The sequence below is a fragment of the Klebsiella grimontii genome (assembly GCF_042137965.1).
Classification (GTDB): domain Bacteria; phylum Pseudomonadota; class Gammaproteobacteria; order Enterobacterales; family Enterobacteriaceae; genus Klebsiella; species Klebsiella grimontii.
The window spans coordinates 1,882,416-1,901,620 of record NZ_CP169721.1 but is presented as its reverse complement, the minus strand read 5'-3'; the positions used below and the strand labels follow the sequence as shown (position 1 = coordinate 1,901,620).

At 43.9% G+C, this 19,205-nt stretch carries 14 protein-coding genes; 2 read left to right on the top strand and 12 right to left on the bottom strand.

What is annotated here, in order from left to right; all coding sequences use genetic code 11:
• Nucleotides 1–74: 74 nt before the first annotated feature.
• The 6 genes from ACE3MN_RS08970 to ACE3MN_RS08945 are packed head-to-tail and all read right to left on the bottom strand — an operon-like array spanning nucleotide 75 to nucleotide 6,697.
• Nucleotides 75–1,220: a glycosyltransferase family 4 protein gene (locus tag ACE3MN_RS08970; RefSeq protein WP_024360025.1), complete on the bottom strand. Its 1,146-nt coding sequence runs from the start codon at nucleotides 1,218–1,220 to the stop codon at nucleotides 75–77.
• The gene (locus ACE3MN_RS08965) at nucleotides 1,221–2,114 is read right to left on the bottom strand and encodes a glycosyltransferase (RefSeq protein WP_024360026.1); all 894 of its coding nucleotides are present in this window, start codon (nucleotides 2,112–2,114) and stop codon (nucleotides 1,221–1,223) included. It lies immediately after the preceding gene.
• Nucleotides 2,111–3,265 (bottom strand): UDP-galactopyranose mutase, encoded by a 1,155-nt coding sequence (gene glf, locus ACE3MN_RS08960; protein WP_004138737.1) that lies wholly within the window; start codon nucleotides 3,263–3,265, stop codon nucleotides 2,111–2,113. Before glf ends, ACE3MN_RS08965 begins: the two co-directional genes overlap by 4 nt.
• Nucleotides 3,266–3,283: 18 nt before the next feature.
• A complete protein-coding gene (locus tag ACE3MN_RS08955) occupies nucleotides 3,284–5,176 on the bottom strand; it encodes a DUF4422 domain-containing protein (protein ID WP_142477048.1) in 1,893 nt (630 codons plus the stop codon).
• A 13-nt stretch (nucleotides 5,177–5,189) separates the two neighbouring features.
• Nucleotides 5,190–5,930: an ABC transporter ATP-binding protein gene (locus ACE3MN_RS08950; RefSeq protein ID WP_004138732.1), complete on the bottom strand. Its 741-nt coding sequence runs from the start codon at nucleotides 5,928–5,930 to the stop codon at nucleotides 5,190–5,192.
• A complete protein-coding gene (locus ACE3MN_RS08945) occupies nucleotides 5,930–6,697 on the bottom strand; it encodes an ABC transporter permease (protein ID WP_098362801.1) in 768 nt (255 codons plus the stop codon). Before ACE3MN_RS08945 ends, ACE3MN_RS08950 begins: the two co-directional genes overlap by 1 nt.
• Before the next feature lie 1,298 nt (nucleotides 6,698–7,995).
• Between ACE3MN_RS08945 and ACE3MN_RS08940 the strand changes: the two genes are divergently transcribed.
• On the top strand, nucleotides 7,996–9,000 hold the full coding sequence (locus ACE3MN_RS08940) for an NAD-dependent epimerase (protein WP_004122469.1): 1,005 nt from the start codon (nucleotides 7,996–7,998) through the stop codon (nucleotides 8,998–9,000).
• A 481-nt stretch (nucleotides 9,001–9,481) separates the two neighbouring features.
• Nucleotides 9,482–9,604: a small membrane protein gene (locus tag ACE3MN_RS08935; protein ID WP_004138729.1), complete on the top strand. Its 123-nt coding sequence runs from the start codon at nucleotides 9,482–9,484 to the stop codon at nucleotides 9,602–9,604.
• A 579-nt stretch (nucleotides 9,605–10,183) separates the two neighbouring features.
• Here ACE3MN_RS08935 and ugd read toward each other — a convergent pair.
• The 6 genes from ugd to ACE3MN_RS08905 form a co-directional block, all read right to left on the bottom strand.
• Nucleotides 10,184–11,350 (bottom strand): UDP-glucose 6-dehydrogenase, encoded by a 1,167-nt coding sequence (gene ugd, locus ACE3MN_RS08930; protein ID WP_004122472.1) that lies wholly within the window; start codon nucleotides 11,348–11,350, stop codon nucleotides 10,184–10,186.
• A 162-nt stretch (nucleotides 11,351–11,512) separates the two neighbouring features.
• Nucleotides 11,513–12,883, bottom strand: a complete 1,371-nt coding sequence (gene rfbK / locus ACE3MN_RS08925; RefSeq protein ID WP_148865342.1) for an O9 family phosphomannomutase RfbK — start codon at nucleotides 12,881–12,883, stop codon at nucleotides 11,513–11,515.
• Nucleotides 12,884–12,905: 22 nt separating this feature from the next.
• Nucleotides 12,906–14,321: a mannose-1-phosphate guanylyltransferase/mannose-6-phosphate isomerase gene (locus ACE3MN_RS08920; RefSeq protein ID WP_148865343.1), complete on the bottom strand. Its 1,416-nt coding sequence runs from the start codon at nucleotides 14,319–14,321 to the stop codon at nucleotides 12,906–12,908.
• Between the two features lie 213 nt (nucleotides 14,322–14,534).
• Nucleotides 14,535–15,941 (bottom strand): NADP-dependent phosphogluconate dehydrogenase, encoded by a 1,407-nt coding sequence (gndA, locus tag ACE3MN_RS08915; protein ID WP_148865344.1) that lies wholly within the window; start codon nucleotides 15,939–15,941, stop codon nucleotides 14,535–14,537.
• A gap of 421 nt (nucleotides 15,942–16,362) precedes the next feature.
• On the bottom strand, nucleotides 16,363–17,622 hold the full coding sequence (locus ACE3MN_RS08910) for an oligosaccharide flippase family protein (protein WP_098362804.1): 1,260 nt from the start codon (nucleotides 17,620–17,622) through the stop codon (nucleotides 16,363–16,365).
• 279 nt (nucleotides 17,623–17,901) lie between these two features.
• Entirely contained in the window at nucleotides 17,902–19,056 is a 1,155-nt protein-coding gene (locus tag ACE3MN_RS08905) for a glycosyltransferase family 4 protein (RefSeq protein WP_098362805.1), read from the bottom strand.
• Nucleotides 19,057–19,205 lie beyond the last annotated feature (149 nt).

The following is a 19,205-nucleotide window of genomic DNA, read 5'->3' as shown; positions in this document are numbered from 1 at the left end:
GCAGTTACATAGCATAAAATATAACCGCTTCGGAGGTGTTTGATTTACATGAAGCTGTAATCTCTTGCGTTACATCATCCCTGAACCACATCATGATAAGTCTTTAGGGTCTTACTGATTATCATACCGCTAGAGAACTTATCCTGAACGCGTTGCCGTCCTTTGATGCCCATCTCTACTCGTGCTTTGGGATTGGCTAACAAGAATTCAAGCTTATCGGCCAGCTCCTGTGGCGAGTTACTTTTCACGATAATGCCGTTATCGTTATTAATGATCAGGCTATCGCAGCCGCCAACATCGTAGGCAATGCAGGCCCGGCCAACCGAGGAAGCCTCAAGCAGAATACGCGGGACGCCTTCTGAATAGATCGAAGGCAGTGCCACGATGTTCGACTCCTCGATCAAGTCACAGACGTTTGAACTGTGACCTAACCAGTTAATCAGCCCTTCTTTATGCCATTGCTGAATGACTGCAAGGGAAATGGCATCCTTATCGTTTTCAACAAGTATCCCGGCAACGTTTAGCGTAAAATGAATATTTCTGGATTCGAGGATTTTCTTGGCTTCAATTAAATCCCCGAGCCCTTTGCTCCACAGCATTCTGCTGGCAAACAGCACCACCGGGACATCACGCTCCTGCTCCAGAGAATATTTATAGATATCCGGGTTGATACCTGCGCCATCAATGACAATAGTCTGCTGATAGTCAATCCCAACAAAACCCGCAAGTTTTTTACGATCTTTATCATGTTCGAACATAAATATACTGCGCTTATTACTGGCAATATACTTATATGCCATGATAGTGATATTGCGCAATAGCTTAAGCAAGCCCGTATCACAAGAAAATACACGCCCGAGGCCGACAAAACTCACGATGACCGGGCGATTATTTGCCCTCGAAAGAAGCCCACCGATCAGACATGGCTTGATTGTAATACAGTGTAAAAGGTCGGGATTAATCTCTTTGATGATCCTTCGGGAGGCAAAAAAGGCCCGAAAGAAAGTTAATGCATTAAATGATTGAGCATCAAGTGGGACGTTATGACACTTAAAACCAAATGTTTTAAATTTATTCAGCACTTTACCATCGACAAAATGACTGATGATGTGAATCTCATAACCAGCATCTCGGGCGGCGATTGCACGATCTATCCAGTGCAAATCAAAATACCAATCCGAGTTTATGAAATAACACAGTTTTTTCATTGCTATATCCACTTAATGATTCTTACCGCTGATTCCTTTTACACCATGGATAACTCCACGACGCAAGTATTTAAAATATAACAATTTATTGCGTTGCCATGGCAATATTGACACATATTTAATCAACCGCAAAAGGATTGAGAGACGGCTAAAAATGGCAACTCGCGGAAAAATTCTCTTCGCCAGAATAAGATTTCGACAAAGGTAATAAACCTTCCATTCGGGAAAGACGCACTTCCCCTGGATACTTACATCGTGCGAGAAGACAACCTCAGGCGAATAACGAATCTCTTCGCCATCGAGCGTCAACTGATAGCCAAAGTAGAGATCGTCAAAATATAAAAACAACTCATCGTGAATATTGTGTATATTCTTTCGCAGCAAATCTCGCTGAATAATCATCCCGACAAAGGATACCGTTTGTACCGCGGTCGAACGGGAAATCAACGGTAGAAACTCGGCCGGTTTTTTGATGTAGCGTAATGTGTCGATAAACGATGACGGTACTTTAGCAAAAGGGATGTTCATCGAACAAGGTTGCCCCCGGAGATCTTTTACCAAAGCGGTGAACACCCGACAGTTAGCCTTATCCAGATGGGCAAATTTTTCCAGCGCATCGCTCTCGGGCCAGGCGTCATCATCGTAAAAGAAAACCCAGTCGCTATCGACGTTGTCGCATAAATATTGACTCCCGGCCTTAAAACCACCCGCCCCACCGGTATTAGAGGGTAGATTGAGGACAATCACGCGGGGGTCGCTAAGGGTGGCTAACCACTCCTGGGTCCCATCCGTGGACCCGTTATTGACAACCATTATCGCTGTAAAATTTAATTTCACAGTGTTGGCAATAGTTACTTTTAACTTCTCTAAACGATTATAAGTGACTATTAATGCGGAGCAATTCATCGCACAGAAACCGTGAACACTGGCATAGCTTCATGATTATCAAGGGAAGATAAGTACTTCTCGGCTGTATTTAATGCTTCTGCGATAGTGACATCCATATCCAGATAACGATAGGTTCCAAGGCGGCCAACAAAGGTAATGTTCTTTTCACTTTCCGCGAGGGACAAATACTTATCGAGTAAAGCCATCTCCCCCATCTGACGAATCGGATAATAAGGAATATCATTTTCTCCGCACTCGCGGCTGTACTCCTTATAGCATACCGACCCTTCATGGGTTTCCCATGGCGAAAAGTACTTATGCTCAGTGATACGGGTGTAAGGAACATCCAGTGAGCAGTAATTCATCACCGCGCAGCCCTGATAATCGCCCTGCCGGGTGAATTTTTCAAAATCCAAAGTACGATAGCCCAGGCGGCCATATTGATAGGAATAGAAGGCATCCAGCGGCCCGCTATAGAACACATGATCGTACTTTTCTCTCTCTTCAGCGTTAAACGACTGCTGAAGTTCGATAGTGATATTTTCATGATTGGCAATTGACTCAATCATTTTCGTATAACCCAGTTTCGGCATGCCCTGAAATCTGTGGTTAAAGTAATTATCATCGTAGTTAAAACGAACCGGCAGGCGCTTAAGAATCGACGCAGGAAGCTGTGATGGCTCCATCCCCCACTGCTTGATGGTGTAGCCTTTGAAGAACGCCTCATACAGCTCTTTACCAATAAAACGCAGGGCCTGTTCTTCAAACGTCTTCGGTTCCTGGATCGAACTGTCCCCTTTTTCTGCAATAAGCGCCCGGGCTTCATCTGGCGAACAGGTTTTGGCAAAAAACTGGTTAATGGTATGCAGGTTGATCGGCAGAGAGAACACTTGCCCATTAACGGTTGCTTTGACGCGGTTCACATACGGCATCATCTCAGCGTGCTGAGTCACATAGTTCCACACTGTTTCATTATCGGTATGAAAGATATGCGGACCATAGACGTGGACCATAACGTCCGTTTGCGGATCGCGCGCGTCGTAGGAGTTACCGCCAATGTGGTCCCGCTGGTCGATAATTCTGATACGATGGCCTTGTTCAGCAAGCTGGCGGGCGATAACCGCACCAGAAAAACCAGCGCCGACAATTAAAATATTTTTACTGTTCATAATATTACTCCAGCAGCCTTAACCAAGAATTGAGCGTCTAACTTTATAATAGTATTTTGTTATCGTATTTCGCCTCGGTGAACCGACAGGAGCATATTTATTAAGGAAAGGCATCAACGCTTTTTTGATCCTGGTCTGAAGCAGAACAGGCGTTTGCCCTGCATTATGCGCAGGATTTGATGAATTAATCAAAGATAGCTGACGGAAATAGGCCTCTTTTTCCCATGGCGTGTTGATGACGTTTTCCAGGAAATCGTCATAAAAGTCAACCTTGTCCGTATTCCACGGTTTATTCTCCCCGGCATAGTGAATCATATTCGGGTTCATTCTGGCTTCTAAAAAGCGCATATATGTTGCGAACTGGAGATTGGGGAAAAAGTCATCGGTATTGCCATTACCATGATAGACATTCCACTCCAGCGGTAAAAATTCAACCCGGCCGTAGAAAACTTTGTTCATAATGTCCTGGTCAAGGAACCAGTACTTTTTCTCTTTCAGGGTTTTAATCAGCTCGGAGAAGGTATCTTCCTGCACCATTTGCGAAACGTTGAAAATGATAATCCCCGCCTGGAAATACTCATCAGGATTGGTCATTTTAAGCGTTTTTTGCAGATACTCGCCGGCGGGCATCACGCCATCAGCTGACTCCGACATCGCGCCAAACTTGACGAAGCCTTCCATGACGATATCTTTAACGGCGGCAACAAGGTTTGTGCCGAGTTCGACATTAAGCAAAGTCGCCAGATCGGCCTTCACCACAGTATCGGAATCGATAAAAATAACCTTCTCATATTCACGGAAAAGCTGCGGAATAAACAAGCGAGCATAGGTTGATGCACTAAAGTGCGCACGGGTATGTACGCCATCCAATTCAGTGAAGGCATTCACATCAAAAAATCGAAGTGAAAAGTTTGTATGGGCCGAAACCAGCCTGGTTAAGCGCTGCTTGTTAAGATTGCTAACCTTGTTTTCCAGCACAACAATATCGTAATGGGTGTTTTTATCAGAATGGCGAACGATAGAGTTGATTAAAGCCCCGCCGCTGATGGCGTAGTTATCATCAAAACTGATGACGATTGGCGCAGCGTGAGGAAAGACCGGCATCAGCTTGCCGTTGAAGGTCTCATTCGTCACGAAAGTGCGCTGTAGTTCCTTAACTTTCAGGGCACGATCTTGCTGCTGTTTTATAATGTAAATATTAAACAGGCGCTCTGCGATATGGCCGATAACACGCTTTTCCTGAGCGTTATAATTATTCATCGAGATACGACTTTCAAGATGAGTCAAAATCGCGAAAAGCCACTCAGAATAGTCTACGAACATATCTTTGTGCATCACAAACATATTCGTGTAATAGCCATCAGTTGCATTATTAAACTGCTGAATAGCCGTTTTATAATCCGGATAAAGCTCTTCGACAATCTCCAGGGCAGCCAGATAGTCCTTAATATGTAAAAACTCCCCTTTCTCATAATGATCGAGGTTATTTTTACTTCCAGCAGAGGTCACTGACCACTTCTTCGGTAACAGCAGGTCAAATCCTGAAATACAATCCTGGATTGCCGTGTCGGTTAAACCAAACTGCTTTTCATAATCTGCATCAATAACGGGTGAATTAACTACGCCCCAATTATCTTCGGGAAAGCTCTGTTCTGAAGAAAAATTCAGATGTCGGCGATAATGCATAAAGCCGACATAATCAGAAAGAGATTCATTTTTCCAAACCCAATAATGTGCGGTTAACTCACAGTAAAAGGGGTTTTTAAACGAAATATTATCTCCTGTATCATCGCCAATACAGCCGATATCATTATAGGAGTTAGCTTTACCTACATGCAATGGTTTTATAATCGATGCATTAAGGAATGCGCTCGGCTTATGATGACAGGTATAGATCTTAATACTATTCATTTAATTACCAGATTTAGGCCATTGCTTGTTTATAAAGTTCGATGATTCTTTCAGCAGAACCGATTTCCCGGAGACGGTGATTTTCGATCCAGACAACCCGATCGCATATTTTTTCCACATCACTCATGTTGTGACTAACGAACAGTATTGTCACACCACGATTTTTGAACTCTTTAATCGTCTTAATACATTTGGCCTGAAATGAAATATCGCCGACGGCCAGCACTTCATCAATAATCAGAATATCAGGCTCAACTTGACTAATAACCGAGAAGCCAAGCTTCGCTAGCATACCGCTAGAATAGACGCGGATCGGCTCATCAATAAACTCCCCTAATTCGGAAAATTCAATGATGCGATCCATTCGCTGTTGAACCTCTTTACGCCGTAGCCCAAGAAGGGTGGCATTAAGATAAATGTTCTCACGGCCAGTCAATTCTGGATGAAAACCACCGCCTAGCTCAAGCATTGAGGCCACTCGACCACGAGTTGTGACCGACCCTTTCGTTGGCTTGATAACACCGGCAACCAGCCCCAAAGAAGTGCTTTTGCCTGCGCCGTTTCGCCCAATGAGCGCAACAGCCTCTCCTTTACCTACCGTAAAAGAGACATCCTGAATAGCAAGATATTTACGGCCCTTCAGTAATTGAAAGGCTCTTTTAGGATGAAATATTAAATCTTTAATACCTGAGCCAATATGATGGTAAAGTGGATATTCTTTTGTCACATTATTAAAATCAATTACTGGTTCCATCACAAGATCTCTGCAAATCGATATTTTAATTTATTAAAAATACTTAATCCGATAACTGTCAGCAAAATACCAGTCAAATATAACACTGAAATATGCTCGTAGTTTAAAACGCCATCCATAAATAAATTACGCCAGCTTAAAATCATACTCGCCAGAGGGTTATAGTCAATAACCCAGCTATATTTTGCTGGAATCATATCCGATGCGTATAAAATGGGAGTGCAGTAAAACATCAGCATAATACCGAGAGTCACAAATCTTTCTAAGTCTCTGAAGAAAAGATTCAAAGTAGAAAAAATAATTGATATGCCAAAGGTAAAAATCACCTGTCCGATAGCAATGAGCGGTATGCCCCAAAGCCATGAAAGCGAAGGACGCATACCGTACACAAAAAGAAAAGCGACAATGACAGGAATAGTGCATAAGAAGTGTAATCCTTCCATCATCACATTACTAAGTGGAATAACCGAACGCGGAAATACGGTTTTTTTGATAATTTGCGCATTAGCAATAAATGAGAAAAGCGAATTCGTCGCAGAGCTTGCAAACCACTGCCAGGGGAAGAGACCCGTTATTAAGAAAAGGGTATAATTTGGAATCTGGACTCGCATGATCAATTTAAAGATAAAATAGTAGATCATCGCAAAAAGTAGGGGGTTGGCAATTGACCATAAATAACCAAATACACTACTCTTATAGCGTACTTTTAGATCTTTATTGGTGATAACAACAAGCAGGTCAAATAAATACCCTAGATTATACTTCATTTTTATACTCATAAATTATTCTACGAAATTTTAAGCATTGGGTTATGCACTTTAGAATTGCGAGTTGTCGCTGACTGACTAAATCAACTGCGATAGCTCTAACGCCCTGACTGATACACTGCCGATAGACGCCGTGGCTTTGGACATACAACGTGAAAACTTAAGTGCATAGGTTAAAGCAAGATTTCCCAATTTTTCTGTACGCTTTAATTCATTGGCAGCAGCCGACCATGGTAGCTCATCCAGGCTAAACGGAGACAAGTGAGAGGCTGACATAAAGATCGCCAGTTAAGACGCCGTTTCTGGACGTAAAGTAAAAACTGTTATTTTTCAGTCAGATACTCCTCCCCCATAGTATTACATGATAGCTTTCAATCACGCTACCGCCCTTGGCTATCGCAACCAAACTGCGTAATGATTCAACAACCCTATCTGTAAACATCTCTAGCGACTGCTTTTACGACAGCAGTAAACTGACACACCCTGTTCTTACGTCAAACGGCTCTCGCAGCGGCTATCGGGTAAGATTACTGCCCGTGACGCTGGGTGCTGCTCACTTGAAATTTAAAAAGATTCAAGCAGGCCCACACTCTCGCTGTTTGCTTAACTCCCATCCATCAGGAATTTCTCAATTAGCACGTTTAGCAAGCCCATTTTTTGAACTCCTGACGAGACTCTTCTCGGTTATCGCCCTATCCATCTTCTGTGAACCGGCGTAAACCGTACGCAATATTGATTGAAATGACACCAACAATCAGTCTGGTGTCATATTTAACGCTGCGCACAGGATAGCTGATTAAACTGACAACACAATGGTCATGCAAATGAGTTGCCGCATTATAGCGCTGGTCCATGGGAATAAAAATGAAAATACGTTGCCAATCAATTCATATTGCAAATGATTCATGTCGTAAACATAATGTAAAGCAAATACAACAAAAATACTAACCCATTGATTTTAAATCATAAAAAAAGACACGCCACTATCAATGTGAAAGAATTGTAAATTCATACATAAAATCAATTTTTATCTACGTTAACTTTCGAGGACTTAAGGAGTCGGAAACGCGAGATTATGACAAGACCTCACGCAATTGTTATCTTGCTAATCATCAAGCTTCGATAATGAATCTCATCTCCACCTCAGAATGCCAATGCAAAAGCTCTGATACGGGCGACATCGCTTAGCCATCTAATGCGTGAACATAATCAGCAACGGTAAAGCAGGTGATCCACACGTCAAGCCAGTGTAAAATCGACGAATATATAGCGGGATACAGTCACCCCAGAGGATGAATATGAAATTTTTAGTAACTGGAGCCGCAGGATTCATCGGCTTTCATACCTGCAAGCGCCTTCTGGAGGCGGGTCATGAGGTTGTCGGTCTCGACAACATGAACGACTACTATGACGTCAATCTTAAGCAGGCCCGTCTGGATTTACTGCAGTCTCCCCTGTTCAGTTTTCACAAAATCGATCTGGCGGATCGTGAAGGTATTGCCCGACTTTTTGCTAATGAGAAATTTAACCGGGTGATCCATCTTGCCGCTCAGGCTGGCGTTCGCTACTCCCTGGAAAACCCGTTCGCTTATGCCGACGCTAACCTGATTGGTTATCTGAACATTCTTGAAGGCTGCAGACACAATAATGTTGAGCATTTGCTTTATGCCTCATCCAGTTCGGTCTATGGCCTGAACCGTAAAATGCCGTTCTCTACCGATGATTCGGTTGATCATCCGGTTTCGCTGTATGCCGCCACCAAGAAGGCAAACGAGCTGATGGCGCATACCTACTCTCACCTTTATGGTATTCCGACCACTGGACTCAGATTCTTTACCGTCTATGGCCCATGGGGCCGTCCGGATATGGCGCTGTTCAAGTTCACAAAAGCCATGCTGGAAGGAAAGCCTATTGATGTCTACAACTATGGCAAGATGAAGCGCGACTTCACTTACATTGACGATATCGTTGAGGCGATTGTTCGGATGCAGGATATTATCCCGCAGCCCAATCCCGAATGGACCGTTGAGACAGGATCACCGGCAGATAGCTCAGCGCCATACCGGGTGTATAACATCGGTAATAGCTCACCGGTTGAACTGATGGATTACATCACGGCGCTTGAGGAAGCTATGGGGATGGTTGCGGAGAAAAATATGATGCCAATACAGCCGGGCGATGTACTGGAAACCAGCGCAGATACCAAGCCGCTGTACGATGCGGTGGGTTTCAGACCGCAGACGACGGTCAGGCAGGGAGTGAAGAACTTCGTTGACTGGTATAAGGCGTACTATAAGGTCTAATCAACCCAGCATGGCGCAGGGTATTTAGCCGCAGTGGGATACGACTGCGGCTTTTTTATATCGAGAATTGTCATTCGGCAATCTTATCCATTCAGATGCTCGTAAAAACACTCTGTTAATACCTATCTCAGCGCAAAGCCCGCGCACCACACAATAACGAAACACAGAATTAACATAAACCAAACAAAATCATCAACAAACTCTGATATAAGCCACTTTCAATACAATCACTGAAGAGCATTCTCGTACGAAAGAAACAATCACCAGCTAATCAAGCTGGCACTAAAGCCAGCTACAGCGCCATTGTTCAAACTACTGGTCGCGAAAAAGGGTTTTCCACTTTCCTCAAAAAAAACCACAAACACCATATAGGAATTTTCTTAAATTCAGGATATGTTAAGCAGGCAAAGGCATGCTTTTGCAATGATATTAGTTCGCAGGCAAATGGATTTATAACATTCCTTTCATTCTGGTACGCATTATGGCAAACATAATTTTCTTAGCAGTTGCTGCCATCCTGTTGATTGTTTCAGTTTATTTTCTGATTTCTTATATTAAAGATCAGAAAAAGACCAAGCTGACTTTTAACAAACGAAAGTGGTAAAAAGAAAACTTAATATAATTATAATACAGGCATAGGAAATAATAATATAAGAATAAAACACTGCCAGCGGTGGGGATGTGTATTGTCTTTTCAGCTGGCATTGGTCGCCACGTCAAACTAAAAAGTTATGCTAATCGGGTACTAAGACCTTAGCATTATCATTATATCCTGGTGGCCGTAAATGGCTTGTGCTTGCTATGCCTGCGCCCTTCCCTTGAAAGATCCCGCCCCCTCACCCGTGTCAATTTCAATCAGAACCTTAACTCGCCGCAAGGCAGTTCTCCTGAAAACCAGGGTTCCAGAAACAACAAAAGCCTGCAAGCAGGCTCTGTTTTACCTTCCGGCGCTTATCTCCAGCGTCTACATCACAGTGACGGTAGCTCTTCACAAGGTGAATTAAACATATCCGACCTCGATGGTTGGGACAAGATGATCGATTGAAGAATCTAAGCGAGGTCACGTTTTTTAGGGGGGTTGATCGGGTAAGAGGAGTAAGACGATTTGCCAGGCGAATAGCTGAAGAATTCAGGAGAGGGGAAAATTCTGGCCGACAGCTTATCTCCCGGCCAGAGGGGGTATTTAGTCACTGCCGAACAAATCGCGGGTATACACTTTGTCAGCGACATCCGACAGCTCTTCAGCCATTCGGTTTGAGACAATCACGTCAGCTTCTTGTTTGAATGCGTCGAAATCGCGAACCACGCGGGAATTGAAGAACTCATCTTCCTGCATAACCGGTTCGTAGATAATGACCGGAATACCTTTGGCCTTGATACGCTTCATGATGCCCTGAATAGAAGAAGCGCGGAAGTTATCGGAGCCACTCTTCATGATCAGGCGATAGATACCTACGACTTTAGGCTTGCGCGCCAGGATTGAGTCAGCGATAAAATCTTTACGCGTGCGGTTAGCATCAACGATGGCACCGATGATGTTATTCGGTACAGATTCATAGTTTGCCAGAAGCTGCTTGGTATCTTTCGGCAGGCAGTAGCCGCCGTAGCCAAAGGAAGGGTTGTTATAGTGATTACCAATTCGCGGATCGAGGCACACGCCTTCAATGATCTGCTTACTGTTCAGACCCTGGCTTTCAGCATAGCTGTCCAGTTCATTAAAGTAGGCTACGCGCAACGCCAGGTAGGTATTGGCAAATAGCTTAATCGCCTCAGCTTCGGTGGAGTCAGTAAACAGCGTCGGGATATCCTGCTTAATCGCGCCTTCTTTCAGCAAATTAGCGAAACGCTCTGCGCGTTCTGAACGTTCACCAATGACGATCCGAGACGGGTGCAGGTTGTCATAGAGCGCGCGGCCTTCACGAAGAAACTCAGGAGAGAAAATGACGTTATCAATGCCCAGGCGCTCTTTAATATCACGCGTGAAGCCAACGGGAATGGTGGATTTAATTATCATTACCGCGTCTGGGTTAATCTCGGTGACATCACGAATAACGGCTTCAACGGTCGAAGTATTGAAGTAGTTCGTTTTCGGATCGTAGTCAGTCGGCGTGGCGATAATGACATAATCTGCATTACGATAGGCATCATGCTTATCAGTTGTCGCGCGAAAATTCAACGGCTTTTCCGCCAGATATTCCTGGATCTCCTTATCGACAATCGGAGAAATCTTTTGGTTAATCATATCAACTTTGGATTGAATGATATCCAGCGCCACCACTTCGTGGTTTTGCGCAATCAGGATGCCATTCGATAAACCAACATAACCGGTACCGGAAATAGTAATTTTCATTCGATCACACTTTAATCAGTTAACTGGACGGCGGCGTATTAGCCACCCTGGTAATCAACACTTGTGGCGGTTTTACTCTCAGAAAGAGGGGAAGTCAAGAAAGAGCCATAAGGTGATGCATCATTCCACGCACCTACCCTATGGCTCTAAGCAGAATAATTTCTATTTCATTAAAGCTAATATTTCTTCTGTTTTAGCCTTCATTAATTCATCGTCTCCTTTTGACTCTACGTTAAGACGCACAACCGGCTCGGTATTCGAGCTGCGCAGGTTAAAACGCCACTCCGGATATTCAATACTGATGCCGTCGGTGGTATCCACGTTCACGGCATCCGGTTCATAGCGTTCACGGATGCGCGCAATTGCCGCCGCCGCATTCTCCAGCTTGCGGTTAATTTCCCCGGACGCCGGGAACGCCGCCTGCCGGTCCGCCACCAGCGCCTTGAGCGGGCTATTCTTCAGACACAGTAGCTCCGCCACCAGCAACCACGGGATCATCCCGCTGTCGCAGTAGGCGAAGTCGCGGAAATAGTGGTGTGCGCTCATTTCCCCGCCGTAAATCGCATCTTCCTGACGCATCCGCTCTTTAATAAACGCATGCCCGGTTTTCGACATCACGGGTGTGCCGCCGCTGCGGGTCACCATATCCACCGTATTCCATGTCAGGCGCGGGTCGTGAATAATCCGGGTGCCCGGCTGCTTCTGCAGGAACGCTTCCGCCAGCAAGCCAACAATATAATAGCCTTCGATAAATTCTGCATCGTTATCAAACATAAAGCAGCGGTCGAAGTCACCGTCAAAGGCGATCCCCATGTCCGCGCCGTGCTCGCGCACCGCATCCGCGGTGTCCTGCCGGCACTCCGGCAGCAGCGGGTTCGGAATTCCATTCGGGAAATTGCCGTCCGCCTGGTGATGCACCTTGATAAAGGTCACCGGCACGCCTGCCGCCACAAAACGTTTCTCCACTTCATCAATCACGTGGCCGGCAGCACCGTTGCCGGAGTTCACCACCAGCTTCAGTGGACGGGTGAAGCTGGCCAGGTTCACATAGCCCATCAGGTGGTCCACGTACTCCTGCAGCACCGATATCTGACGCAGGGTGCCGCGACGGGACGCGTCCACCGGCGCAAACTGATTCTCTTCCGCCAGGCGCTGGATATCGCGCAGCCCGGTGTCGCCGCTGATGGGCTTCGCGTTTTCACGCACCAGCTTCATGCCGTTGTAATTCATTGGGTTATGGCTGGCCGTCACCTCTATCCCGCCGTCCACCCCCAAGTGGAAGGTGGCAAAGTAAATCTCTTCCGTACCGCTCAGACCAATATCCAGCACGTCCGTTCCCGCATCCATCAGGCCGTTGGCCAGCGCCAGTTTCAGCGACTCGCTGGTCAGACGCACATCGCCTCCCACCACGATCGTTTCCGGCTTCAGAAATTCGCCATAGGCACGTCCGATACGGTAGGCGATATCTTCGTTTAACTCTTCGCCCAGTTCGCCGCGGATATCATAAGCTTTAAAGCAGTTTAATTTTGCCATCTATTTAATCCTTAAATACAAATTAGCAACGACCATACTGGTCTTTAATACGGATAATGTCGTCTTCGCCCAGATAGGAGCCGGACTGGATCTCCAGCACTTCCAGCGGGATACGTCCCGGGTTCTCCAGGCAGTGTTCGGCGCCAATGGGAATAAAGGTAGACTGATTTTCAGTCAGCAGGAACTGCTTACCGTTGACCGTTATCTGCCCCGTCCCTGCGAGGATCACCCAGTGCTCGGCGCGGTGGTGATGCATCTGCATGGAGAACGCCCCGCCCGGCTTGACGGTGATACGGTTAACATTGAAGCGCGGCGTCTGGACCACCACGTCGCTGCGACCCCACGGACGGTAGATTTCGCGGTGTCGTTTGTATTCGCTGCGCTGGTTGGCCTTCAAGTACTCCACGACCCTTTTCACGTCCTGAGCACGGTTTTTATTCATCACCAGCACCGCATCCTTTGTACTGACGATCACAAGGTCCTCAACGCCGATAGCCGCCACCAACTTTTCGTCGCTGTTGATGTAGCAGTTCTGGCTATTGTGCACCCAGGCATCGCCGGTCAGCACATTGCCAAGCTCATCTTTCGGGCTGACATCCCACAGGGCTGACCATGAGCCGACGTCGCTCCAGTCCGCGTCCAGCCCCACCACCACCGCATCGGCGGTCTTTTCCATTACCGCATAGTCAACGGATTCGTCGGGACAGGTGCTGAACACCTCATGCGGGATGCTGATAAAGTCGCTGCCGCTATCGGCCGCATTGACCGCAGCCGTGCAGACTTCGAGAATATCCGGGCGGAATTTTGCCAGCTCGGAGAGATACTTTTTCGCCCGGAACATGAACATACCGCTGTTCCAGTAATATTCCCCGGAGGCCAGATAGGTTTGCGCACGCTCCAGGTCAGGCTTCTCGACAAAGCGGGCGACCTGATAAGGCGTATGCTCTCCTTCCCCCAGCGCATCGCCGCGCTGGATATAGCCGTAGCCGGTTTCCGGGGTGTTCGGAACGATACCGAAGGTGACCAGATGGTCAGCATGCGCATACTGCTCAGCAACGCGGATGGCGTCGTGGAAGACCTGCTGATTATTGATAATGTGGTCCGCTGCCAGGACAAGCATCAGCGGGTCATCGCCATTCTGCGTGGCCTGCAGTGCCGCGAGGGCGATGGCCGGGGCCGTGTTGCGGCCCACCGGCTCAAGAATGATATTCTTCGACAGCTTGTTGAGCTGTCTTAGCTGTTCAGCAACCAGAAAGCGATGCTCTTCATTGCAGATTACCATGGGTTCATGAATATCCAGGCCGGAGAGGCGCGAGATGGTTTCCTGCAACATGGAGTTCTGCCCGTACAGTCGGAGAAACTGTTTGGGGTAGAGTTCACGGGACATTGGCCACAGGCGGCTACCGGTGCCACCCGCCATAATCACAGGAAGTAACATGATAAAATCCTTAATAAATATGAAATATTAAATGTGACGTGATGGAAGTAATAATTTCTTTATTTGCAAGCTCAATTAAAAGTGCAAATAGAGAAATACCACATATACAAGAAAGGTATAACTTATAATGGGTTCAATCAAAAAAATTAAATACGATTTGATATTTTTGAATTAAAAAACAACCTGGCTTTTGCCAGGTTGTTTGTCAGCTAGTTAATCCATCCACTCGGTGTGGAACACACCTTCTTTATCGGTACGCTTATAGGTATGCGCGCCGAAATAGTCACGCTGAGCCTGAATCAGGTTAGCAGGCAGAACAACGGAACGATAGCTATCGTAGTAGGCAATAGCCGCAGAGAAGGTTGGAACCGGAATACCATTCTGCACTGCATATGCAACCACATCGCGCAGCGCTTGCTGATAATCATCGGCGATCTGCTTGAAGTAAGGCGCCAGCAGCAGGTTGGCAATACCAGCATTCTGCTCATAGGCATCAGTGATCTTTTGCAGGAACTGGGCACGGATGATGCAGCCTGCGCGGAAGATTTTAGCAATCTCGCCGTAGTTCAGATCCCAGTGGTATTCATCAGATGCAGCACGGAGCTGAGAGAAACCTTGTGCGTAAGAGACGATTTTGCCCAAGTAGAGAGCACGACGAACTTTCTCAATGAACTCTGCTTTATCACCAGCAGTCTTCGCTTGCGGCCCGGTAAGAACTTTAGAAGCAGCAACACGCTGGTCTTTCAGGGAGGAGATATAGCGAGCAAAGACTGACTCCGTAATAAGCGATAGCGGTTCACCGAGGTCAAGAGAGCTCTGGCTGGTCCATTTACCAGTACCTTTGTTTGCCGCCGCATCGAGGATCACATCGACCAGGTATTTACCCTCTTCATCCTTTTTGGTGAAGATGTCTTTGGTGATGTCAATGAGATAGCTGCTAAGCTCACCATCATTCCATTCGGTAAAGGTTTGCGCCAGCTCTTCATTAGAAAGCGCCAAACCACCTTTCAGTAAAGCATAGGCTTCAGCAATCAGCTGCATATCGCCGTATTCAATACCGTTGTGAACCATTTTGACATAATGACCTGCACCATCGGCACCGATATAGGTTACGCACGGCTCTCCGTCTTCTGCGACTGCTGCAATCTGCTTGAGAATTGGAGCAACCAGTTCATAAGCTTCTTTCTGACCACCAGGCATGATCGAAGGACCTTTAAGAGCCCCTTCTTCACCACCGGATACGCCGGTGCCAATGAAGTTAAAACCTTCAGCAGAAAGCTCACGATTACGACGAATCGTATCCTGGAAGAAGGTATTACCACCATCGATGATGATGTCACCCTTGTCCAGGTAGGGCTTCAGAGAGTCAATGGCACTATCAGTGCCAGCGCCCGCCTTCACCATTAACAGGATACGGCGTGGAGTTTCGAGCGACTCAACAAACTCTTGCACTGTATAATGTGGGACCAGTTTCTTGCCTGGATTCTCGGCAATCACTTCTTCGGTCTTTTCACGGGAGCGGTTGAAAACGGAGACGGTATAACCGCGGCTTTCGATGTTGAGCGCAAGGTTACGCCCCATCACTGCCATACCGACAACCCCGATCTGTTGCTTGGACATTACATACTCCTGTCAGGTGTGGTAACAGCGACATATGCGTCACTGTTTAAAAGCATATTACATGAAGCATACATTAAGGTATAGAAATTATGCAATCAAGAGGAAGTAAGTAATAATAGTTAAATAATCTCCGCCTATGCTTCAATAAAACTCAAACATCCATTCCAAGAATTAATATAGTATTTGATAACAAGGATACAGTAGTACTCCCGGTACTAATAATATATTTCTTTTTATACTAAACCGTGGAATAAGGTAAAGCGCGCCGGATAATTAACATTTGAAAACCTCTAAATATTTAAGATTATTGGAAGGGTGTGCTGAATAAAAACAACTAAAGAAGCAACTCTTCCATAAAATTTGCAGGTCAAATTCCACGCAGTAATAATTACCTACAAGTTTCAATAACTCTAATGAAGATTCATTTCAGTGAAGCAATTTTCTTTAAATTAAAAGCACCTTTATGTACTTTAAAGATAACACCATTATTGAAAAAATAATTCATTACAGTTAAAGACAGAAACTCTACAATTAGAACACTATAAGCAGCACCATACACACCAAAGAAATATACCATAACTGTTGAAATAGGTATACTCAACGCCAACACAATGAGAGTCTTCTTCGATAAATATTTATAGCCAGACAATTTTACAATATATCTATTGGATATAAATCCCATTGCAGTTATAACAGTCGATATACACAATATGATTATAATGCCGTACGAATTAATGTATTGTTCACCATAAAGCAATAAAATTACTGTTTTACCAAAAAAATAGAAAAAAAGTGGGAACACTGATAAGATAATAAAGACAAAAGATAATAGACCTGATGTTTTATCTAAGGCTTTCAATTCATCCTTTTCAGAATATATCTTAGAAAGAAAAGATATTGCAAGAGCATTACCTATGAAAACCCATGCGGTTCCAAGCGTTAGAGCAACAGAATAGATACCAAGTTCATAGCTACCATTAAAATATGAAAGTGTAAACTGATTGACTCTCGAGTAAAGAGTCATCGATACTGTAGATATTACTAACGGTATCCCGGTTGTAAAGAGATATTTGTTATAGCGCCATTTATGTTTGGTTTTAACAACATATACTCTTGGCGTATATATGAGTCGTATTAAAAAAGGAATTAAAGTTGTTAGAATTATTGGTATGGCTAAAAAATATACCGGCCACTCCAAAAAAGCAATAATATAACGTAGTATTAAACCAAAGATTAAACCTACAACATTAGCAATAGTGTTGAACTTCGAATTTAGAGTTGCGTCATTGTATATAGTGAAAACGTCCATAGACGTAAAAAAACATGCGATACATACAGAAATCAAGAATACATAATTGATAAAATCACTTTTATCATAAAAAAAACATAGTACAATAAAAGACAATATTAAATATATTCCACCACGTATCAGAAAAGTTGAGTAAATTAATTTTAGACCAGATAAAACTTTCTCTGACACTCGCTTAAAAATAATGTTATCGCATCCTAACTGAGCTATTACTTGAATAACTTGGAATATAGCAATAGCTAAAGCTAGTTGACCAAAACGAAAAGGACCGATGTATTTTGCAACAAATGAAGTAACAAAAAATAAGCCAAATAATGTTACTAATTTTTCAGACATCATCCAGGCCGCGTTAATAATACTATTTTTTTTCATTGAGTTCCTTCATAAATAAACATAAATGCGCCTACTATAAATTGGGCTCATATAACAGTTAAACAATCTTGCAAACTTAAATACAAAAAAACATGATAATTAATTGAATCGAGCCCAAATATTATATATAGAACGTGTCAACATAAAGGCTTATTGGCTTTAGGCACTACCAGCCAATTACATTCAGAAAGATACATCAAGCATTGTATATAAAACTATCAATATCATTATATTAATCCACATAAGAATGATAAAATTAAAGGGTTGAGATAGTTTCAATTATGAGTTACTGCCCCCTCTCAATTTGAATAAATCGTATTTGCTATTAATATAACTTGATATTTCCCCATTAAATCTTTCGACAGAAAATTTCTCTGCATTAAACCTACATTCATGATGATGAAAATTTTCGACATTATTATCAAAAGCATTAACCGCTTCAATTATATCAGGAACAGTTTGTTCATGGAAAAATAATCCAGTTGGTTTTTCAACGCCGAGAGGACGAATTGTTTCCAGCGCACCACCTTTACCATAAGCAATAACTGGCGTCCCGCAGGCTTGAGCCTCTACAGGAATAATACCAAAATCCTCTTCTGCAGCGAAAATAAACGCTTTAGCATTACGCATATATTCCTGCATAACAGCATCAGGTTGATATCCTAATATTTCAATGTTTGCTTTAGCTTTATTTTTAATTTTTTGCATTTCTGGACCATCACCAATAACAATAAGTTTTCGATTGGGCATTTCAGAAAAAGCTTCTACAATCAAATCAATTCTTTTATAAGGTACCATACGAGATGCAGTAAAATAATAATCATCTTTCTCCATATTTAGCTCGAATTTATTAACATCAACTGGAGGATAAATTACATCGGCCTCTCGACCATATACTTTTTTTATACGTCGAGCAATGAATTGGGAATTTGCAATAAAATGATCTACACCATTAGCTGTCCGACAATCCCATAATCTTATTTTATGTAAAAGCACACGTGCGATAAATGATTTAATACCCTTATCAAGACCTGCCTCTCTTAAATATTGATGTTGTAAATCCCATGCATAACGAATTGGAGAATGTACGTAGCTTATATGCAATTGATCAGGGCCGGTCAATATTCCTTTGGCCACTGCGTGACTGCTGGAAAGAATAATATCGTGTTTTGAGACATCCAATTGTTCTATCGCGAGTGGCATGAATGGTAAATATCGCTGGTAGTTACTTTTTGCTTTAGGTAACTTTTGGATAAATGTTGTTGTAGCTCGTTTATTCATAAACCGAGCTCGAGACTCATCGGAAAGAAAATCAATAACAGAATAAAGATCGGCCTGCGGAAATAATTTTATAAACTCAGCAATAACTTTTTCTGAGCCTGCATAAGTTACTAACCAATCAGCAACAAGTCCTACGCTAATATTTTGTGACATAAATACCTCTATAAATAATCTTCTATAAAAATAATTTTTATTTTATAAGTTTGTTGTCTAGCACTTTTCCAAGATGCTGCCGTTTCAATAAACATGAAAGAAGATCCACTCCTATCAATAACCATATAACAATAGGAGTTTTGATCATA